A 17,145-nucleotide genomic window follows, 5' to 3' on the forward strand; every position below is an offset into this window, starting at 1 on the left:
GGGCCGTCATCTGATTTTCAATAAGCAGCGCTACGCTACATTTTAAACTTTATTGTACGAGCGTCTGGACGCGGGTCATCGCGAAACGCGAGCCGGATAATTTACAGGCAGGAAGTATGTCTCTTCGTTCGCTGCGGGCGTTATGCCTGACAAGTTTTTTCATTGCGGATGTCCGTGATGGCCTTGGTCCTTTTCTCGGTATCTTTCTGACAGAACGCCACTGGAGCCCCGATGATATCGGCATCCTGATGACTGCCGGTGGGCTGGCGGGATTGCTGGCTACGCTCCCGGCGGGGGTAATTACTGACACTTCGCGGAACAAACGCGCCGTGCTGGCGCTGCTCTGCACTTTGATCACCCTGAGTACGCTGCTGCTCTGGTTTAGCCAGCAGACCAGCGTTGTTGCCGTCTCACAAATGGTCACCGGCATCTGCGCGGCGTTTGTCGGGCCGCTCATCGCCGGGATTACGCTGGGCCTGACCGGCCAGCGCGGGTTCAGCGCGCAGATGGGCAAAAATGAGGCGTTCAATCACGGCGGTAATTTTGTCACCGCAGTGATAGCAGGCGGTATTGCCTGGTACTGGGGCGTCGGGGGGATTTTCCTGCTGATGACCAGCACGACGCTGCTGACGCTCTGCGCGCTGCTTGCCATCCGCAATGGGGACATTGATAACGATGCGGCGCGAGGGCTTTCATCCTCAGGTAGCGTTCCTGTCCCCGGCTTCGCGGTGCTGATTAAAAACCGGGCGCTGTTTGTGACCGGGCTGACGCTACTGCTTTTCCACCTGGCGAATGCCGCACTGCTGCCGATGCTGAGCATGAGGGTGGCCGCGGCACCCGCCTCGATCAACCCTGGCCTGTACGCGGCAGGCACCGTCATCATCTCGCAGGCGGTGATGATCCCCGTTGCCATCTGGGTTGCAGGCCGAATAGAACGCTACGGCTACTGGCGCTTGATTATGCTGGCACTGCTGGTTATGCCGGTGCGCGCGGCGCTGGCGGCATCGACCGACGCGCCGTTAATGATGATCCCGGTACAAATTCTCGACGGTCTCGCCGCCGGGATCCTGGGTGTCGTCGTACCGTCGTTTATTGTGGTGCTGCTGCGCGGAAGCGGGCACGTTAATGCCGGGCAGAGTGTGGTGATGCTGATGCAGGGAGTGGGGGCAGCCATGAGCCCGGCGTTAACCGGGACGATCGCCGGTCGTTACTCGTTTGCGACGGCATTCAGTGTCCTGAGCGCGATTGCGCTGGCCGCCGTCCTGCTCTGGTGGCGCGTTGCTCACCGAAGCTGGGAAACAAACGCGCCGGATGAAGCTTAGCCCCACCCGGCTTAGCATTTAAGCCAGTTCGTTAGGACACGGTTCACCCTTTTCTAACTGCTGAAGATTCCCCAGCGTGGTTTCCGAAATGCTGATCAGCGCTTCGGCAGTCAGAAACGCCTGGTGGCCGGTAAACAGGACGTTATGGCAGGCAGACAGACGGCGGAACACGTCGTCCTGGATCACATCGTTGGACTTGTCTTCAAAAAACAGATCGCGCTCGTTCTCATACACGTCCATCCCCAGCGCGCCAATTTTCTGGGTTTTCAGCGCTTCGATAGCAGCCTGAGAGTCAACCAGACCGCCGCGGCTGGTGTTGATGATCATCACGCCGTCTTTCATCTGGTCAAACGCCGCCTGGTTAAGCAGGTGGTAGTTTTCCGGCGTCAGCGGGCAGTGCAGGGAGATCACGTCGGACTGCGAGAATAGCGTCGGCAGGTCGACGTACTCCACGCCCAGATCCAGCGCTGCGGCGCTCGGGTACGGATCGAATGCCAGCAGACGCATGCCGAAGCCTTTCAGAATGCGCAGGGCAGCCACGCCAATTTTACCGGTGCCGATCACGCCCGCGGTTTTGCCGTACATGGTAAAGCCGGTCAGCCCTTCCAGCGAGAAGTTGGCGTCACGCGTACGCTGATAAGCGCGGTGAATTCGACGGTTGAGCGACATCATCATGCCAATCGCATGTTCTGCTACCGCTTCCGGGGAGTACGCCGGGACGCGAACCACCTTCAGACCCAGCTCTTTTGCCGCGTCGAGATCCACGTTGTTAAAGCCGGCGCAGCGCAGGGCGATATACTTCACTCCCTGCTTTTTCAACTCTTCCAGCACCGGACGACTGCCGTCATCGTTAACAAAAATGCAGACGCCTTCACAGCCGTGCGCCGTTTTGGCGGTTTTTTCGGACAGCAGAAAGTCGAAAAATTCAAGCTCAAACCCGTAAGCTTCGTTAACATGTTGCAGATACTTTTTGTCGTACTGCTTTGTGCTATATACCGCGAGTTTCATAAGACTTTCTCCAGTGATTTTGCATTCACGTTAGCATGATTAAAATTATCTTACAATTTCTAAAATATCATTGAATTCAATAAGTTCTATCAATTATTCTAGAGCATATATACACCCTAACTCCATGATATTCATATCCAACGCTTTCTTAAGTGCGAGTTATACAAAAGACATGCCTGTTAGTTTCAATTTTCAGGAACGCAAGGGTTACCAAAGCCTGAAAACGTGGCTAAGCTTAGTTGTTGATATGACGTAGCTCTTTGAATGTATTAACATCAAAGGTAGTATTAGCATTATCGTTTAAAAATGACAGGGAGACCGAATGTACAACCATAATCGGGATAAAAGTCATTTCGAAGGGAAAGTAGTTGAGATTGAAAATCTCGCGCAACGTATTGCCACAAAGCATTTGCTTTATGGTACTTCAGGCATGTTTTTTGAAACTCAACAGCTTGTTGATCATCTGAAACGAGAGATCGAATCGCATTGCCTGACGTGGTCAGGTGGGATTCAAATACTTGATGAACAGATTCATCATCTCAAGGATCAGGATGATTTACTTACCTTCAACAAGGCTAAGCTCTACATCGTTGTTGAAAAAAATCGGACCACAACGACGACCTTAGCCCTCAAACAAATTGGTTTCGTTGCGGGTGGGGCGCAAGTGTATGGCGGCGCTAGTTTATGCGTCGGATCGCTGGGACTGGCCTGCGCCGCATATGGTGCACCTATGATTACTCATGGGTTAAACAATATGTATGAGAATGGATACTATCTTCTTTATCGGGAAGATCGGTCAGGCACGCTAAGAGATGCTTATCGTTTCGCGGCAGCGAAGCTCGGCTATGGGAATAACGAAGCTGATATTGTTTATGGCGTTGTTGATATATCATTATCAGCCTACGGTGCTGGCAGGAGAGTTCTGGCTCCCAGAGAAAAATCGTGGAGTTTGTTTCGCAACATTGAATCTGATTATATCAGAGGATGGCAGGAAGCGTCTAAAACAGCGATGGCTCTGGATTTGACCAGTGGGAGCGTCACAGGTTGGCAGATGTACCAGATAGCTAAAGAGAATTAATTATGTCGCAACAGTTTGAGTTGTCATTAACTCCCCCCATTCTACCTGCTTTATGCTATTTCATTGTTTCTATTTTAATTTTTTTCTTGTTGTACATTGGAAAACTCAAGGTCAATAGGCTCCGTAAATATCCATTGTTCATTGCCTATACGCTGTTTGTGATAGCGATTGCAGCCATCCAGATTAATGTTTTTGCCAACGGCTATGAGTTTGTTCGCGGTTTTTTACATATCGATTTTGATCCATGGCGGTACGATTCAGTGTATTGGGGGTCGTTGATATTTGCCATGCTCTACCTATTGGCAATGCCCAGGAACAGGTATTAGTTACGCAGTGTTTTCCCGTTTTTACGTCTGAGATAATGCGTAACCCACTGAATCTAAAATGTGTTCTTTAGGTTACGCATAGCAAAAAGTTTTCTCATACTCTTTACAGCATCTATCCTTTATCTTGTGGTTAACTTCAACTCAACCGCCAAACATGCGACAATATTCGGCATTGCCGGCTTAATTCTTTCGAAAAATCAGGATATTAACTGCCCATGAAGGGTAAATACAAAGCCGCCATTGCGGTTTTACTGCTGTTGATTTTGGTGCCGCTGACGCTGCTGATGACGCTCGCCCAGTGGGTGCCGACGCTCGCCGGGATCTGGCTCCCCGTCGGGACGCGCATTGCTTTCGAAGAAAGCCCAAAACTGACTCGCCACGCGCTGGTGATCCCCGATCTTCGCTATCTGGTGGAAGACTGCGAAATTGCCCGCATCGATAACGTGACGCTGTCACATCCGAGCCGCTGGAAACTGGATATCGGCGCGCTGGATCTTAACACCGTCTGCCTGAGCAAAATTCCCCAGTCTGCACCCTCAACGGTCGCCCCCAAAACGCTGGCCCAGTGGCAGGCTATGTTGCCCAATACCTGGCTCACCATTCACCGTCTGACGCTCTCGCCCTGGCAGCAGTGGCAGGGCGAGCTTAATGCGTCACTGACGCCCTCCAGCCAGGAGATCGCTTACAGAGGCGAAAAGGTCAGCATCAAAGGCACGCTTCGCGGCCAGACGCTCTCGGTCAGCCAGTTCGATGTTCAGCTCCCTGACCAGGCGCAGCCGATTAAGCTGGTGGGCGAGTTCACTTTGCCGCTGGTGCCGGACGGCGTGCCGGTGAAAGGCCACGCGGTCGCGACCTTTAACGTGCCACAGTTAACGTCTCTGGTCGATGCCGATCTCGACTGGGAAGACAATCAGGGACAGCTGGTGGTGATGGCGCGGGATAACCCCGATCCGCTTCTCGACCTGCCGTGGCAGATCACGGCGGAACAGCTGAACATCAGCGACGGGCGCTGGAACTGGGATCTTTCGGGTATGCCGCTGAGCGGGCGCGTGTCCCTTCGCGCCGACAACTGGCAGCAGGGGCTGGAGAAAGCCACCCTGACCGGACGACTGAACGTGTTGACGCAAGGCGATGCGGGTAAAGGTAACGCGGTACTGAACATTGGGCCCGGCAGGCTCAGCATGGAAAACAGCAACATGCCGCTGCATCTGAGCGGCGAGGCGAAGCAAAACGATCTCATTCTTTACGCCAAATTGCCCGCCACACTGACCGGCAGCCTGTATGAACCGCAGCTTGCTTTTGAGCCCGGCGCGCTGCTCCGCTCGCGCGGGCGCATTATTGACTCACTCGATATCGATGAAATCCGCTGGCCGCTGGCGGGCGTGAAGCTCACCCAGAAGGGCGTGGACGGGCGTCTGCAGGCTATTCTGCGTGCCCATGAAAACGAGATGGGCGGTTTTGAACTCCACCTGGACGGTCAGGCCAACGACTTTTTACCTGATAACGGCCTGTGGCAGTGGCGCTACTGGGGAAAAGGCGGCTTTACGCCGATGCATGCCCGCTGGGATGTCGCCGGGAAAGGCGAGTGGCGCGACAACCTTATTGAACTGACGGCGCTCTCCACCGGTTTTGACAAGCTCCAGTACGGCACCATGGAGGTCAGCAAGCCGCGTCTGATGCTGGATCGGCCTGTACGCTGGCTGCGCGATGCCGAAAAACCCGCATTCAGCGGCGCGCTGTCGCTGAATGCCGGGCAAACCCGGTTCTCCGGCGGCAGCGTATTGCCACCCTCGGTCCTGACCTTCAGCGTCGACGGTACCGACCCGACTGTTTTTCAGTTTAAGGGCGACCTCCATGCGGACAACATCGGCCCGGTACAGGTGAACGGACGCTGGGATGGCGAGCGCCTTCGCGGGCAGGCCTGGTGGCCGAAACAGTCGCTCACCGTCTTCCAGCCGCTGGTCCCGCCGGACTGGAAAATGACGCTGCGTGACGGAGAACTCTATGCGCAGGTTGCTTTCTCGGCGGCCCCCGATCAGGGCTTTGAGGCGGGGGGACACGGCGTGCTGAAATCCGGCAGCGCCTGGATGCCGGACAACCAGATCAACGGCGTCGATTTTGTGCTGCCGTTCCGCTTCAGCGAGGGCACCTGGTCCCTGGGCACGCGCGGCCCGGTCACGTTGCGCATTGGCGAAGTGGAAAACCTGGTGACCGCGCGCAACATTACCGCGGACCTGCAGGGGAATTACCCCTGGACGGAGGACAACCCGCTGCTGCTCACCAACGTTAAGGTAGAAACGCTCGGCGGGAAGATCACCATGCAGCAGCTGCGGATGCCGCAGCACGATCCGGCCCTGCTGCGCGTGGACAATATCTCCTCAAGCGAGCTTATCAGCGCCGTCAACCCGAAGCAGTTTACCCTGTCGGGCCCGGTGAGCGGGGCGCTGCCGTTCTGGCTGGACAATGAAAAATGGATCATTAAAGATGGCTGGCTGACCAACCCGGGGCCAATGACGCTGCGCATCGACAAAGATACGGCAGACGCCATCGTGAAGGATAATATGGTCGCGGGCGCAGCGATTAACTGGCTCCGCTACATGGAAATTTCGCAGTCGTGGACGAGAATCAATTTAGATAACCTGGGTGAATTAACCATGCAGGCGACCATCAAGGGGACCAGCCGCGTGGACGGCAAAAGCAGCTCCGTCAATCTGAACTATACCCATGACGAGAATGTCTTTACCCTGTGGCGCAGCCTGCGTTTTGGCGACAACCTGCAAACCTGGTTTGAGCAACACGCGGTGATTCCCGGTCTCCGCAGTTCGACTGGCAAGGAAAGTGAGGAACAACAATGAAAAAGATGGCTGGTGCGCTCACCGTTGCCGCGCTACTGACCGGCTGTACGCCGCGCATTGAAGTCGCTGCGCCAAAGGAGCCGATTACCATCAATATGAATGTCAAAATTGAACACGAGATCCACATCAAGGTCGATAAAGACGTTGAAGCCCTGCTGAAATCGCGCAGCGATCTGTTCTGAGGATGCCATGAAACGATTAGCGTTGATTTTACTGGCCCTGAGTATAAACGTGCAGGCGGCTGCGCTGACCTTAAACGATGCCCGCGCGCAGGGGCGCGTGGGGGAAACCCTGAGCGGCTATCTTGCTCCGATCCAACAGGATGCCGAAACGCTGGAGCTGGTGAATCGCATTAACGCAGCGCGCACGGAGAGCTATCAGAAGCTGGCCGACAGCAATAATTTGCCGGTTGATGAAGTGGCGAAAATGGCGGGGCAAAAGCTGGTGGCCCGCGCGCAGCCGGGCGAGTACGTGAAGGGCATTAACGGTAAGTGGCTGAAAAAATAGCTAACGGTAGCGCTTGCGGTATTCACCCGGCGAGACGCCAAAACGCTGCTTAAAGGCCGTTGAAAAGTGGCTATGGTCGGTGAATCCCCAGCTGTAGCCAATGCCCGCCAGCTTTTCATCGTCGCCGGTTGACTGCAATTCCTGAGCGCAGAGATCCAGACGACGGTTTTTAATGTACTGCGCCACCACCAGCCCCTTCTCGGCAAACATGCGGTAGAGGCTGCGCACGGACATTCCGCTCTCAGCGGCAATCCATTCCGGACGCAGCGATTCAGACTGAATATGGTTGTCAATCAGCGCCACAACGTGCTGGAACTGGCGCTCCTTGCGCGGCTGAATCACGTCGCGCTGCTGGAACGCGGGGCGCAGCAGGCAGACCATCGCCTCAAGCGCCGCTTCACTCTCCCGGTCACTCAGGTCGCGGTTGTTCATACTTTCCATCAGCAGGCGATGGCTCAGCTGTACCGTGGGTAAGGTGCGGGAAAGGGCGAGCGCGCAGCTTATCTCCTGAAAGCGGCACTGCTGCTCGATAATCTGACGGGGAACCAGGAGCGAAATCTGGCGGGACTTTTCCTGCCAGTTGATCGAGCACGGGCGTGAGGCATCAATCAGCGTAATATCACCGGTTCTGAGTACCGCGCGATGGTCATCCTGCTCAATTTCCGCACTCCCTTCGAGCTGAAACACGGTATAGAACCAGGCATCGTTACTCTGCTTAATCTCATGACGGGAGCGGAACAGGTTAACGCCGCCTGCGGTGACGGTACTGAGCTTCAGGCTGCGCGCATAGCTGGTCTCCAGCTCGCCGTAGAACTTTCCCTCGGTGGGCTGCGCGTTAAAACGCCCGCAAACCTGGTTAATCTGCGCCAGCCACTGCTGATACTGTTCCTGCTCGCTTGCACACGCCATCGTTTCTCTCGCTGCACCGTCAACGTTTTCGCATTGTTGCATTTGTGTTGCATTTTGTCAGAGCTATGAGGCTGACTATAGGAAAGAACACTCACCGGTAACAGCGATATAAGCGGCGATTATCGCGATTTGCGGCACCTGTCACAGGTGGCAAAGCGAATGTCACAGAGACAAAAGCGAGAATGCAAAACCCCACATAGACTGGATGAACACCCTGCGAAGAATAACGAAGGAGTATCCTATGTCTGAATCACAGGTGGCTGTTCTGCCTGCCGTGCAGCAGTTTTTAGACCGACACCACGGCCTGTGGATTGAAGGGCGTCAGGCCGCGTCGGACAGTGAAAAGCGGCTGAACGTCTACAACCCGGCCACGGGCGATGTGATTGCCTCGACCGCCGATGCCAGCGTCGATGACGTTGACCGGGCCGTTATGTCCGGCTGGCGCGCCTTTGTCGCCCGCAGCTGGGCCGGAAAATTACCGGCGGAGCGCGAGCGGATCCTGCTCCATTTCGCCGATCTGGTCGAACAGCACGGCGAGGAGCTGGCCCAGCTTGAAACGCTGGAGCAGGGCAAATCAATTAACATCTCCCGGGCTTTTGAAGTGGGCTGCACCCTCAACTGGATGCGCTATACCGCCGGGCTGACCACCAAAATTGCGGGCAAAACCCTCGATCTTTCCATCCCGCTGCCGCAGGGGGCGCGCTACCAGGCGTGGACGCGTAAGGAGCCGGTTGGTGTGGTGGCCGGGATTGTGCCCTGGAACTTCCCGCTGATGATCGGGATGTGGAAAGTGATGCCAGCGCTGGCCGCGGGCTGCTCTATCGTCATTAAGCCGTCTGAAACCACGCCGCTGACCATGCTGCGCGTGGCGGAGCTGGCCAGCGAAGCGGGCATCCCGGACGGGGTGTTCAACGTGGTAACCGGCAGCGGCGCGGTGTGTGGCGCAGCGCTGACCTCGCACCCGCATATTGCGAAGGTGAGCTTTACCGGCTCAACGGCAACGGGTAAGCAAATTGCCCGCGCGGCGGCGGACACGCTAACCGGGGTGACCCTGGAGCTGGGCGGGAAAAACCCGGCCATCGTGCTGAAGGATGCGGACCCCGCATGGGTGATAGAAGGATTAATGATCGGCAGCTTCCTGAACCAGGGGCAGGTGTGCGCGGCGAGCTCGCGCATCTACATTGAAGCCCCGCTGTTTGACACGCTGGTGAGCGGGTTCGAACAGGCGGTGAAATCCCTGAGCGTCGGGCCGGGCATGTCGCCGGAGGCGTTTATCAACCCGCTGGTGTCGCGCGCCCACTGCGATAAGGTGCAGACATTCCTCGACGAGGCGACGTCGCGCAATGCGGAGCTGATCGTCGGTAATCGCGGCCCGGAGGGCAAAGGCTATTACGTGTCGCCTACGCTGGTGGTGAACCCGGATGCCGCGCTGCGGTTAACCCGAGAAGAGGTGTTTGGTCCGGTGGTCAACCTGGTGCGAGTATCCGACGGAGAAGAGGCGCTCCAGCTGGCAAACGACACCGAATATGGCCTGACGGCCAGCGTCTGGACGCAGAATATCAGCAAGGCGCTGGAGTACACCGATCGGCTGCAGGCGGGCACCGTATGGGTGAACAGCCATACGCTGATTGACGCCAACCTGCCGTTCGGCGGGATGAAGCAGTCTGGTACAGGACGTGATTTTGGCCCGGACTGGCTGGACGGCTGGTGCGAAACCAAGTCGGTTTGCGTGCGCTACTAGTAAAAGCAAAAGGCAACAGGGAGGTTGCCTTTTTAGTGTTTGTTCCCTCTCCCGTGGGAGAGGGGCAGGGTGAGGGCATCAGGCCGCACCCGGCGAATTTTTGTAGGTCGGGTAAAGCGTCGCCGCCACCCGACATGTTATAAAGACCACCGATCCCGTCCGGCCTCTTTCGCCCGGTACAGCGCCGCATCGGCGCGGGCAATAATCTCGGTACCCGCAAGCCCCTCGACCATACCCGCAATCCCCATACTCACGGTGACACGATCGCTGACGGATGACGCGCTGTGCGGTATCGACTCCGCGCGCAGGCCGTCCTGAATGCGTACCGCAACTTTTTCCGCGATATTTTCCGGGCAGTTAAACAGGATCACCACAAACTCCTCGCCGCCGTAGCGTGACACCACATCGTCGGGCGTTCGCACCGACTGCTTCAGCACCCGCGCCACCCGCGTCAGACAGTCGTCACCCGCCTGGTGACCGTAGGTGTCGTTGTAGCGTTTGAAATAGTCAATATCCAGCATAATCAGCGAGAACGGTTTCTTCTGCTCAACCGCGTTCTCCAGCACCACCTCCATCTTCCGGCGGTTGGCGGTTGTGGTTAACGGATCCTGATGCGCCAGCGCATCCAGTCGTGAGATCAGCAGCTGGTTTTGCTGGTTACGTCGCCAGGCCTCGTCAAACCAGCTTAAGAGGATGAATCGCCCGCAGATCAGGATCAGCGAAAAGACGCTCCAGATGATAACGAAGTGAAGATTAAGGCCATCATTCAGTACCCAGCTTGCAATCGGCAAGGTTATCCAGAGCGGGAGCACGAAGGCGAGCAAACCCACAGGGTAAAAGTAGAGGGCCGTTAACCCTGCGAGTAATAAAATAACGCACAGCGGCCAGACGTGGGGCAGCAGTAAATCGGTGATAAACCAGAAGCATGATATCGACCAGATAGCGCTACAGATACACAGCACTACGCTGATACCGGCGATGCGCCGCCAGCCCATAAGGATCAGTGCAGCCGAGAGGATAATAATGCCGAGCATCGAAGCGTCGACCATTTTCATCATATGCGGCAAGTGGGGATAAAGGGGATCGCTGGCGTTAAGCAGAACATGGCGCAGCAGAATCATCACGGCGAAGCTGATGTTGACGAAAGCCAGCCAGGGCAGGTTCATCGCCAGCCCGTGCATAACCATGGCGTGGCGCGTCGGCCAGGTTGCCCGTTCCAGCGTCGGTTTTTTTCTTTTTTCCATAAAGCCCTTTCCCGTCCGGGGGAAAAATCATGCAGGTGAGATATCAGTAACTATAAGCAAGCCAGGACGATCCTCAAACGCCAGGGCAAAAAAAACCGGGCAATTGCCCGGCGGATGGTTATTTTTCGTCTTTTTTCTTCCCGAGCGTTGGCGTCTCGTCGAAGAAGTTCCACGGTTTAAGCAGGGTATGCACCCATTCCGTCGGCATGATCGGCCACTCTTCCGCGCGTGCGACGTGGGTGGTGCCGGTGGTCATCCACACCACGTCATCCTGGTTGTTCAGCGATTCGTTATCCTTGCTGTATTGTCCGAGGCCCGTGTCGTGGATGGAGCGGTTAGGGAATTTCCCTTCCGGATACAGCTCGTCTGGGTGGTAACGCGTCACCCACAGCTGTTTATCCATAAAGCTCAGACGATGGTAGATCCACTCGTCCGGGGCAAATTTCGCGCCGGTCGCCACCGGATGGGTACCGCCCGCGTAAGGGATAATCTGGTACGAGACCGGGTTGCCCATGCGGTTCTCCTTGCTGGTGTTGCTCAGCAATCGGATGGTGCCCGGGTCAAACTTCTGTGCCGCCTGCTGTTCGGTATCAATATCGTACTGATTGACCTGCATGGTGCTGGTGCGCGGGCCGCCGGCGGTATTCGGCTTCACTTCCGGGTCCATCGCCACCAGCTTGTTGTTAATGCCGTCCACGTCCATATCAAGACGGAAGTTATAGATGTGCTGGTGCGTGGTGCCCACGATATTATGATCGATCAGCGTGCCGTACTTTGTGTCGTCTTTGGCGGTGGCATCATGCATGGTTTTTGCCTGCACGCCTTTCACCGCCTCGATACCCGTTGCACCGGCGTCAATGCCGATGGTGCCGTTTTCGTGGAACACCCAGTCGAAGATGTAATCGTAGTTGCCCACGGTACTCACCCAGCGCACCACCAGCTCGCGGCGTTCGGCGCTGACGTTCGGCTTGCCCATCTCCTGATGTTTATATTCTGGCCCCGCGTAGCGTTCGAAAATCGCAATCGCGCGCGGGATCTCCATCGGCGTGCCGGTGTAGTCCGGGATGGTTTCGTTGAGCATCACGGCGTTGGACGGCACGTCTTTACCGCGCACCAGCGGCGAGGTCAGGGTGCCCATGCCGTAGTCGCCGGAGTCGAGATAGGCCTTGAAGTACCAGCCCACGTCCGGATCGCCGTACGGGACAATCATGCCGCCGAGCGATCCCTGATACATCACCTGACGCTTTTTCCCGTTGTCGTTGTAAGTGACGGTCGAAATCATCGGGCCGACGCGGGAATCCAGGCTCAGGTGGAAATCCCAGTTCTGCCAGTGCACCATGTCGCCGGTAATGGTGTAGTTCTTGCCTTCCGGCTCAATGATGTCGAGCGGCTTTTTCGGCGTCTCGACACGGTCGCGGCCGTCATAGGGGCGCGGAGTCATCGGAACCGGCACAACGGCACCTTCTTCGATCTTCTGAATTTTTTTCTGCTCAAGATCGACCACGGCCACGAGGTTCTCGATCGGGTGGGCCCAGTAGTTGCCGTCGCCGACGTCCAGATAGCTCACCACCTTAAGCAGGCGGTCTTCCTGCTTCAGGCCGTCTTTACCGTCGAAGTAGCCGACGGTAAGCGGCGTGGTGATCACTTTTTTCGGGTCGGTGATGCCGTGTTTTTTAAGCACCTCGGCAAACTCCGGGCTCTCGTTAATGATCTGCTGAACCGCGGTGAAATCATCCAGCAGCACCATGCCGTGCGCGTCCTTCACCGGCTCCCAGCGCAGGATTTTTTTATCCTTCAGGTCCACTACGCTTTCGATAACGTGCTTGCCGTCGAGCATGACGATCTTCGCCTGGCGAGGGACGTCCACTGCCGTACCGTTGAGCACAAAGTCCCACACTTTGGCTTTCTCTGGTTGCGCAAGGGCGATCTGGGTAAAGCGGGTATTGGGTTTAAAATCCGCCGAGGCTTTCACAATCCCGACAGCCTGCTTAATTTCGTCCGCCGTGAGCGCGTTTAGCGGGTGAGGACGTTTTTCAACCTGGAAGGTCTGGTCAAGACCAGACTGGAAAACATCGTTGATGAAGGTCTCTGAGATAAAGGCTTTTTTGTCCTTCATCACTACCGGCACTTCAAGATTGAGGGGGTGACCGTTGACGATGGCCGTCTTTGCGCCCGGTTTGACCTTCACGAAGGCGCCGTCTTTCGCAATGGTGAACATCTGTGCGTAATCATCCCACTGAACGTCCGCGCCAAAATCCTGCAGTGTTTTGTCCATCGGGACCATATGCGCCTCGCTGCCGTGGGCGAAAGCAGGGGATTGCCAGGCGCAACAAAGCGCAACGGCCATAGCAAGCGCCGTTCTACGGGCAGAAAAAGAAGAATTGCTTCCCATCGTAGACCTCATCTTGTTGTGTTTTTAGGGTTTATTGTGTTGTGACAGCCTTATCCTGACAGGCGCCTGAGAAAAGCGTTTGCCTGCATCTGCCAGGTTATTTGTTGGTCTTGCCAGGTTAAAAAAGACGCTGAGATAAATCACAGGACGTGCAGAGCAATCTCCTCTCCCCGTTGGGGAGAGGGTCAGGATGAGGGAGAACGTTAGCTGAAATCACCCCGCTGGCGCGCCACCAGCGTCAGAATGGAGTAGAGCGCCACGGCCTGCTGGTGCTGGTTGAAAATCTCTACCGCCCATTCCACCACGCCGGTCGGTTTTTCCTCGGCGGTACGCTGTTTCTTCAGCGTTTTGCGCTTGCAGGTCAGACGCACCTGGATGGTGTCGCCCGGCTTGACCGGCTCGATAAAGCGCAGGTTTTCCAGGCCGTAGTTGGCAATCACCGGCCCGACGCCTGCATCAACGAACAGTCCCGCCGCGGCGGAGATCAGGAAGTAGCCGTGAACCACGCGCTCGCCAAAGATCGACTCTGCCGCTCCGATCTTATCCATATGGGCATAAAAGTGGTCGCCGCTCAGGCAGGCAAAATTGACGATGTCCGCCTCCGTCAGCGTGCGGCGCGGCGTCAGCAGGCTGTCGCCCGGCTGCAGTTCCTCAAAGTATTTACGGAACGGATGGACGCGATCTTCCTGCACCGCTGCGCCACGCACCCACTGCTTGCCGATGGCGGCCAGCATCGTCGGGCTGCCCTGAATCGCGGTGCGCTGCAGGTAGTGCTTCACCGCGCGCAGGCCGCCCAGCTCTTCGCCGCCGCCCGCGCGGCCAGGGCCGCCGTGCATTAGCTGAGGAAGCGGGGAGCCGTGGCCGGTAGACTCTTTTGATGATTCTTCGTTAAGGATCTGAATACGCCCGTGGGCGCGCGCCGCGCCGGCAATAAACTGGCGGGCAATGTTCAGGTCTGCGGTGACAAGCGTCCCTGCCAGGCTGCCGCCGCCCGCGCGGGCAAGCTGCATGGCGTGCTCTGCACTGCGATACGGCATCAGCGTGGCGACCGGGCCGAAGGCTTCGGTATCGTGCACCGCCGGGGTTTCATCCGGCTGCGGGCAGAACAGCAGGGTCGGCGGGAAGAACGCCCCCGCGGCCTGCAAATCCGCTTTGCCACCCAGACGGATCTGGCAGCCTGAGGCGACCAGCCGATCCACTTTCTCCTGCACGTCTTCGCGCTGTTCAGCGTTGACCAGCGCCCCCATCTTCACCCCTTCCTGCGCCGGGTCGCCCATCACCACCTTTTCCAGACGGGCAATCAGCGCCTGGCTGACGGCATCAACCTGGCTTTGCGGGACGATAATCCGGCGAATGGCGGTACATTTCTGCCCGGCCTTGGCGGTCATTTCGCGGACCACCTCCCGAATGAACAGGGCAAACTCCGGCTGCTCCGGCGTGACGTCTTCACCCAACACGCAGCAGTTCAGGGAGTCGGCTTCCATGGTGAACGGAATCGAATTCGCCACAATATTCGGGTGCACGCGCAGGCTTTGCCCGGTGCTGGCGGAGCCGGTAAAGGTCACCACGTCCTGGCTGTCGAGCTGGTCGAGCAGATCGCCCGCGCCGCCGCAAATCAGGCTGATGGCGCCGTCCGGCACCAGTCCGCTGTCCACGATGGATTTGACCATCGCCTGCGTCACCTGCGCGGTAGCGGTGGCGGGCTTGATGATGGCGGGCATCCCGGCAAGCCAGGTCGGCGCGAGTTTTTCCAGCATTCCCCAGCAGGGGAAGTTGAAGGCGTTGATGTGTACCGCCACGCCGGATTTCGAGGTCAGAACGTGGCGTGCCGCAAAGCCGCCTTCTTTCGACAGGGTGATTAGCTCATCTTCCGGCCACAGCGTGTCGTCCGGCAGCTCGCGGCTGCCCAGGCTGGCGTAAGTGAAGAGGGTGCCGATGCCGCCTTCAATATCGACCCAGCTGTCCGCCTTCGTCGCGCCCGTCTGGGCGGACAGGGCATAAAACGCCTCTTTTTCGCCGAGCAGGTGTTTCGCCACCGCTTTCAGCATGACGGCACGTTCAATAAAGGTCATGGCGCGCAATGCCTCGCCCCCATGCTCAATGGCATAGCGACGGGCGGCCGCCATGTCCAGCCCTTCGCTGGTCACTTCCCAGAGTGCTTCGCCGCTGATGGCGTGATGAATCGCGCGTTCGCGGCCCCGGCCAGACTGCCAGGTACCGGACAAGAAGCTGGCTAACTGCTGCATCGCTTATCTCCAAATGTTTCGTGATTTCACTATTAATAGTTTGATCGCGAATCATAAAAATCAAGCTGTGTTTTTAATGAATTGTTAACGTTGTGATCTGGCTGGATGAATCGCGTCGCGTAAAGGCGCTTTGTAAAAGGCATGGCGTAAAAGCCTTGCGAGCAGCATCACAAAACCGGGAAACAATTCTTGGGGTTATATTTAACCTTTGTGTAACTTTTAAAAAACAAAGTGATTCAACATTTCGCTTTAATTTGCAAACTAACGAATCATAAAGGTGATGACGTGACGCAAGAACAACGGTTTGAGCAGCGCATAGCGCAGGAGACGGCGATTGAGCCTCAGGACTGGATGCCGGAAGCCTACCGTAAAACGCTGATCCGCCAGATTGGTCAGCACGCGCACTCCGAAATTGTCGGCATGCTCCCGGAAGGGAACTGGATAGCCCGCGCGCCGACGCTGCGCCGAAAAGCGATCCTGCTGGCGAAAGTGCAGGACGAAGCCGGACACGGGCTTTACCTCTACAGCGCGGCGGAAACGCTGGGCTGCGCGCGGGAAGACATCTACCAGAAGATGCTCGACGGCAAGATGAAATACTCCTCCATCTTCAACTATCCGACCCTGAGCTGGGCTGATATCGGCGTGATCGGCTGGCTGGTGGACGGCGCGGCCATCGTCAACCAGGTGGCGCTGTGCCGAACCTCCTACGGCCCGTATGCCCGGGCGATGGTGAAAATCTGTAAAGAAGAGAGCTTCCACCAGCGTCAGGGCTTTGAAGCCTGCATGGCGCTGGCGCAGGGCAGTGAGGATCAGCGTCAGATGCTGCAGGACGCCATCAACCGCTTCTGGTGGCCGGCGCTGATGATGTTCGGGCCGAACGACGATAACTCGCCGAACAGCGCCCGCAGCCTGGCCTGGAAAATCAAACGCTTTGGCAACGACGAGCTGCGCCAGCGCTTTGTCGACAACACGGTGCCGCAGGTGGAGATGCTCGGCATGACGGTGCCGGATCCGGACCTGCGTTTCGATGAAGAGAGCGGTCACTACCGCTTCGGCGAGATCGACTGGCAGGAGTTTGACGAGGTCATTAACGGGCGCGGCATCTGTAACCACGAACGTCTGGCCGCGAAACGCAAAGCCTGGGACGACGGGGCGTGGGTGCGGGAAGCCGCGCTGGCGCACGCCGAAAAACAACGTACCCGTCAGGCCGCATAAGAGGAAATAACCATGAGCAATGTCTACTGGCCGCTGTACGAAGTGTTCGTACGCAGCAAACAAGGGTTATCGCACCGTCACGTGGGCAGCCTGCATGCCGCCGACGATCGCATGGCGCTGGAAAATGCCCGTGATGCCTACACCCGCCGCAGCGAAGGGTGTTCTATCTGGGTGGTGAAGGCGAGTGAAATTGTGGCCTCCCAGCCAGAAGAGAGCGGCGATTTCTTCGACCCGGCGGAAAGCAAGGTTTACCGCCATCCGACGTTCTACACCATCCCTGACGGCATCGAGCATATGTGAGG

At 57.1% G+C, this 17,145-nt stretch carries 13 protein-coding genes; 8 read left to right on the top strand and 5 right to left on the bottom strand.

Annotated elements, in window-relative coordinates:
* Positions 1-116 precede the first annotated feature (116 nt).
* On the top strand, positions 117-1,322 hold the full coding sequence (locus IM291_RS03185) for an MFS transporter (protein ID WP_192986113.1): 1,206 nt from the start codon (positions 117-119) through the stop codon (positions 1,320-1,322).
* Between the two features lie 18 nt (positions 1,323-1,340).
* Here the strand turns inward: IM291_RS03185 and IM291_RS03190 are convergent, their stop codons facing one another.
* A complete protein-coding gene (locus IM291_RS03190; protein ID WP_028013015.1) occupies positions 1,341-2,330 on the bottom strand; it encodes a 2-hydroxyacid dehydrogenase in 990 nt (329 codons plus the stop codon).
* A gap of 322 nt (positions 2,331-2,652) precedes the next feature.
* Here IM291_RS03190 and IM291_RS03195 point away from each other — a divergent pair, with 322 nt between their 5' ends.
* The 4 genes from IM291_RS03195 (at position 2,653) to IM291_RS03210 (ending at position 7,096) form a co-directional block, all read left to right on the top strand.
* Positions 2,653-3,408 carry a DUF4225 domain-containing protein gene (locus IM291_RS03195; RefSeq protein ID WP_048999433.1) on the top strand — a complete coding sequence of 252 codons (756 nt, stop codon included), beginning with the start codon at positions 2,653-2,655 and terminating at the stop codon, positions 3,406-3,408.
* 541 nt (positions 3,409-3,949) lie between these two features.
* Positions 3,950-6,589: a YdbH family protein gene (locus IM291_RS03200; protein WP_192986114.1), complete on the top strand. Its 2,640-nt coding sequence runs from the start codon at positions 3,950-3,952 to the stop codon at positions 6,587-6,589.
* Entirely contained in the window at positions 6,586-6,771 is a 186-nt protein-coding gene (locus IM291_RS03205) for a YnbE family lipoprotein (protein ID WP_028013019.1), read from the top strand. The genes IM291_RS03200 and IM291_RS03205 overlap by 4 nt, the downstream gene beginning before the upstream one ends.
* Positions 6,772-6,778: 7 nt before the next feature.
* Positions 6,779-7,096: a YdbL family protein gene (locus tag IM291_RS03210; RefSeq protein ID WP_028013020.1), complete on the top strand. Its 318-nt coding sequence runs from the start codon at positions 6,779-6,781 to the stop codon at positions 7,094-7,096.
* Here IM291_RS03210 and feaR read toward each other — a convergent pair whose 3' ends face one another.
* On the bottom strand, positions 7,097-8,005 hold the full coding sequence (gene feaR, locus IM291_RS03215) for a transcriptional regulator FeaR (protein WP_047368759.1): 909 nt from the start codon (positions 8,003-8,005) through the stop codon (positions 7,097-7,099).
* Between the two features lie 241 nt (positions 8,006-8,246).
* Between feaR and IM291_RS03220 the strand changes: the two genes are divergently transcribed.
* Positions 8,247-9,746 (top strand): aldehyde dehydrogenase family protein, encoded by a 1,500-nt coding sequence (locus tag IM291_RS03220; RefSeq protein WP_192986116.1) that lies wholly within the window; start codon positions 8,247-8,249, stop codon positions 9,744-9,746.
* A 137-nt stretch (positions 9,747-9,883) separates the two neighbouring features.
* Here IM291_RS03220 and IM291_RS03225 read toward each other — a convergent pair whose 3' ends face one another.
* From IM291_RS03225 to paaZ, 3 genes are all read right to left on the bottom strand, one after another.
* Positions 9,884-10,990 carry a GGDEF domain-containing protein gene (locus IM291_RS03225; RefSeq protein WP_028013023.1) on the bottom strand — a complete coding sequence of 369 codons (1,107 nt, stop codon included), beginning with the start codon at positions 10,988-10,990 and terminating at the stop codon, positions 9,884-9,886.
* A 118-nt stretch (positions 10,991-11,108) separates the two neighbouring features.
* The gene (gene tynA, locus IM291_RS03230) at positions 11,109-13,382 is read right to left on the bottom strand and encodes a primary-amine oxidase (RefSeq protein WP_048999428.1); all 2,274 of its coding nucleotides are present in this window, start codon (positions 13,380-13,382) and stop codon (positions 11,109-11,111) included.
* A 203-nt stretch (positions 13,383-13,585) separates the two neighbouring features.
* Positions 13,586-15,628 carry a phenylacetic acid degradation bifunctional protein PaaZ gene (paaZ, locus tag IM291_RS03235; RefSeq protein WP_192986118.1) on the bottom strand — a complete coding sequence of 681 codons (2,043 nt, stop codon included), beginning with the start codon at positions 15,626-15,628 and terminating at the stop codon, positions 13,586-13,588.
* A gap of 285 nt (positions 15,629-15,913) precedes the next feature.
* On the opposite strand from paaZ, the gene paaA reads away from it, so the two are divergent.
* Both paaA and paaB read left to right on the top strand, forming a co-directional pair.
* A complete protein-coding gene (gene paaA, locus IM291_RS03240) occupies positions 15,914-16,843 on the top strand; it encodes a 1,2-phenylacetyl-CoA epoxidase subunit PaaA (protein ID WP_041910193.1) in 930 nt (309 codons plus the stop codon).
* A 12-nt stretch (positions 16,844-16,855) separates the two neighbouring features.
* A complete protein-coding gene (gene paaB / locus IM291_RS03245; protein WP_192971017.1) occupies positions 16,856-17,143 on the top strand; it encodes a 1,2-phenylacetyl-CoA epoxidase subunit PaaB in 288 nt (95 codons plus the stop codon).
* Positions 17,144-17,145: the final 2 nt, after the last annotated feature.

Source organism: Enterobacter cloacae complex sp. P27C, assembly GCF_014895705.1.
Taxonomy (GTDB): domain Bacteria; phylum Pseudomonadota; class Gammaproteobacteria; order Enterobacterales; family Enterobacteriaceae; genus Enterobacter; species Enterobacter bugandensis.

Coding starts and splice junctions, on each gene's coding strand:
- IM291_RS03185 (WP_192986113.1), top strand. CDS start 117: ATGTCTCTTCGTTCGCTGCGGGCGTTATGCCTGACAAGTTTTTTCATT.
- IM291_RS03190 (WP_028013015.1), bottom strand. CDS start 2,330: ATGAAACTCGCGGTATATAGCACAAAGCAGTACGACAAAAAGTATCTG.
- IM291_RS03195 (WP_048999433.1), top strand. CDS start 2,653: ATGTACAACCATAATCGGGATAAAAGTCATTTCGAAGGGAAAGTAGTT.
- IM291_RS03200 (WP_192986114.1), top strand. CDS start 3,950: ATGAAGGGTAAATACAAAGCCGCCATTGCGGTTTTACTGCTGTTGATT.
- IM291_RS03205 (WP_028013019.1), top strand. CDS start 6,586: ATGAAAAAGATGGCTGGTGCGCTCACCGTTGCCGCGCTACTGACCGGC.
- IM291_RS03210 (WP_028013020.1), top strand. CDS start 6,779: ATGAAACGATTAGCGTTGATTTTACTGGCCCTGAGTATAAACGTGCAG.
- feaR (WP_047368759.1), bottom strand. CDS start 8,005: ATGGCGTGTGCAAGCGAGCAGGAACAGTATCAGCAGTGGCTGGCGCAG.
- IM291_RS03220 (WP_192986116.1), top strand. CDS start 8,247: ATGTCTGAATCACAGGTGGCTGTTCTGCCTGCCGTGCAGCAGTTTTTA.
- IM291_RS03225 (WP_028013023.1), bottom strand. CDS start 10,990: ATGGAAAAAAGAAAAAAACCGACGCTGGAACGGGCAACCTGGCCGACG.
- tynA (WP_048999428.1), bottom strand. CDS start 13,382: ATGGGAAGCAATTCTTCTTTTTCTGCCCGTAGAACGGCGCTTGCTATG.
- paaZ (WP_192986118.1), bottom strand. CDS start 15,628: ATGCAGCAGTTAGCCAGCTTCTTGTCCGGTACCTGGCAGTCTGGCCGG.
- paaB (WP_192971017.1), top strand. CDS start 16,856: ATGAGCAATGTCTACTGGCCGCTGTACGAAGTGTTCGTACGCAGCAAA.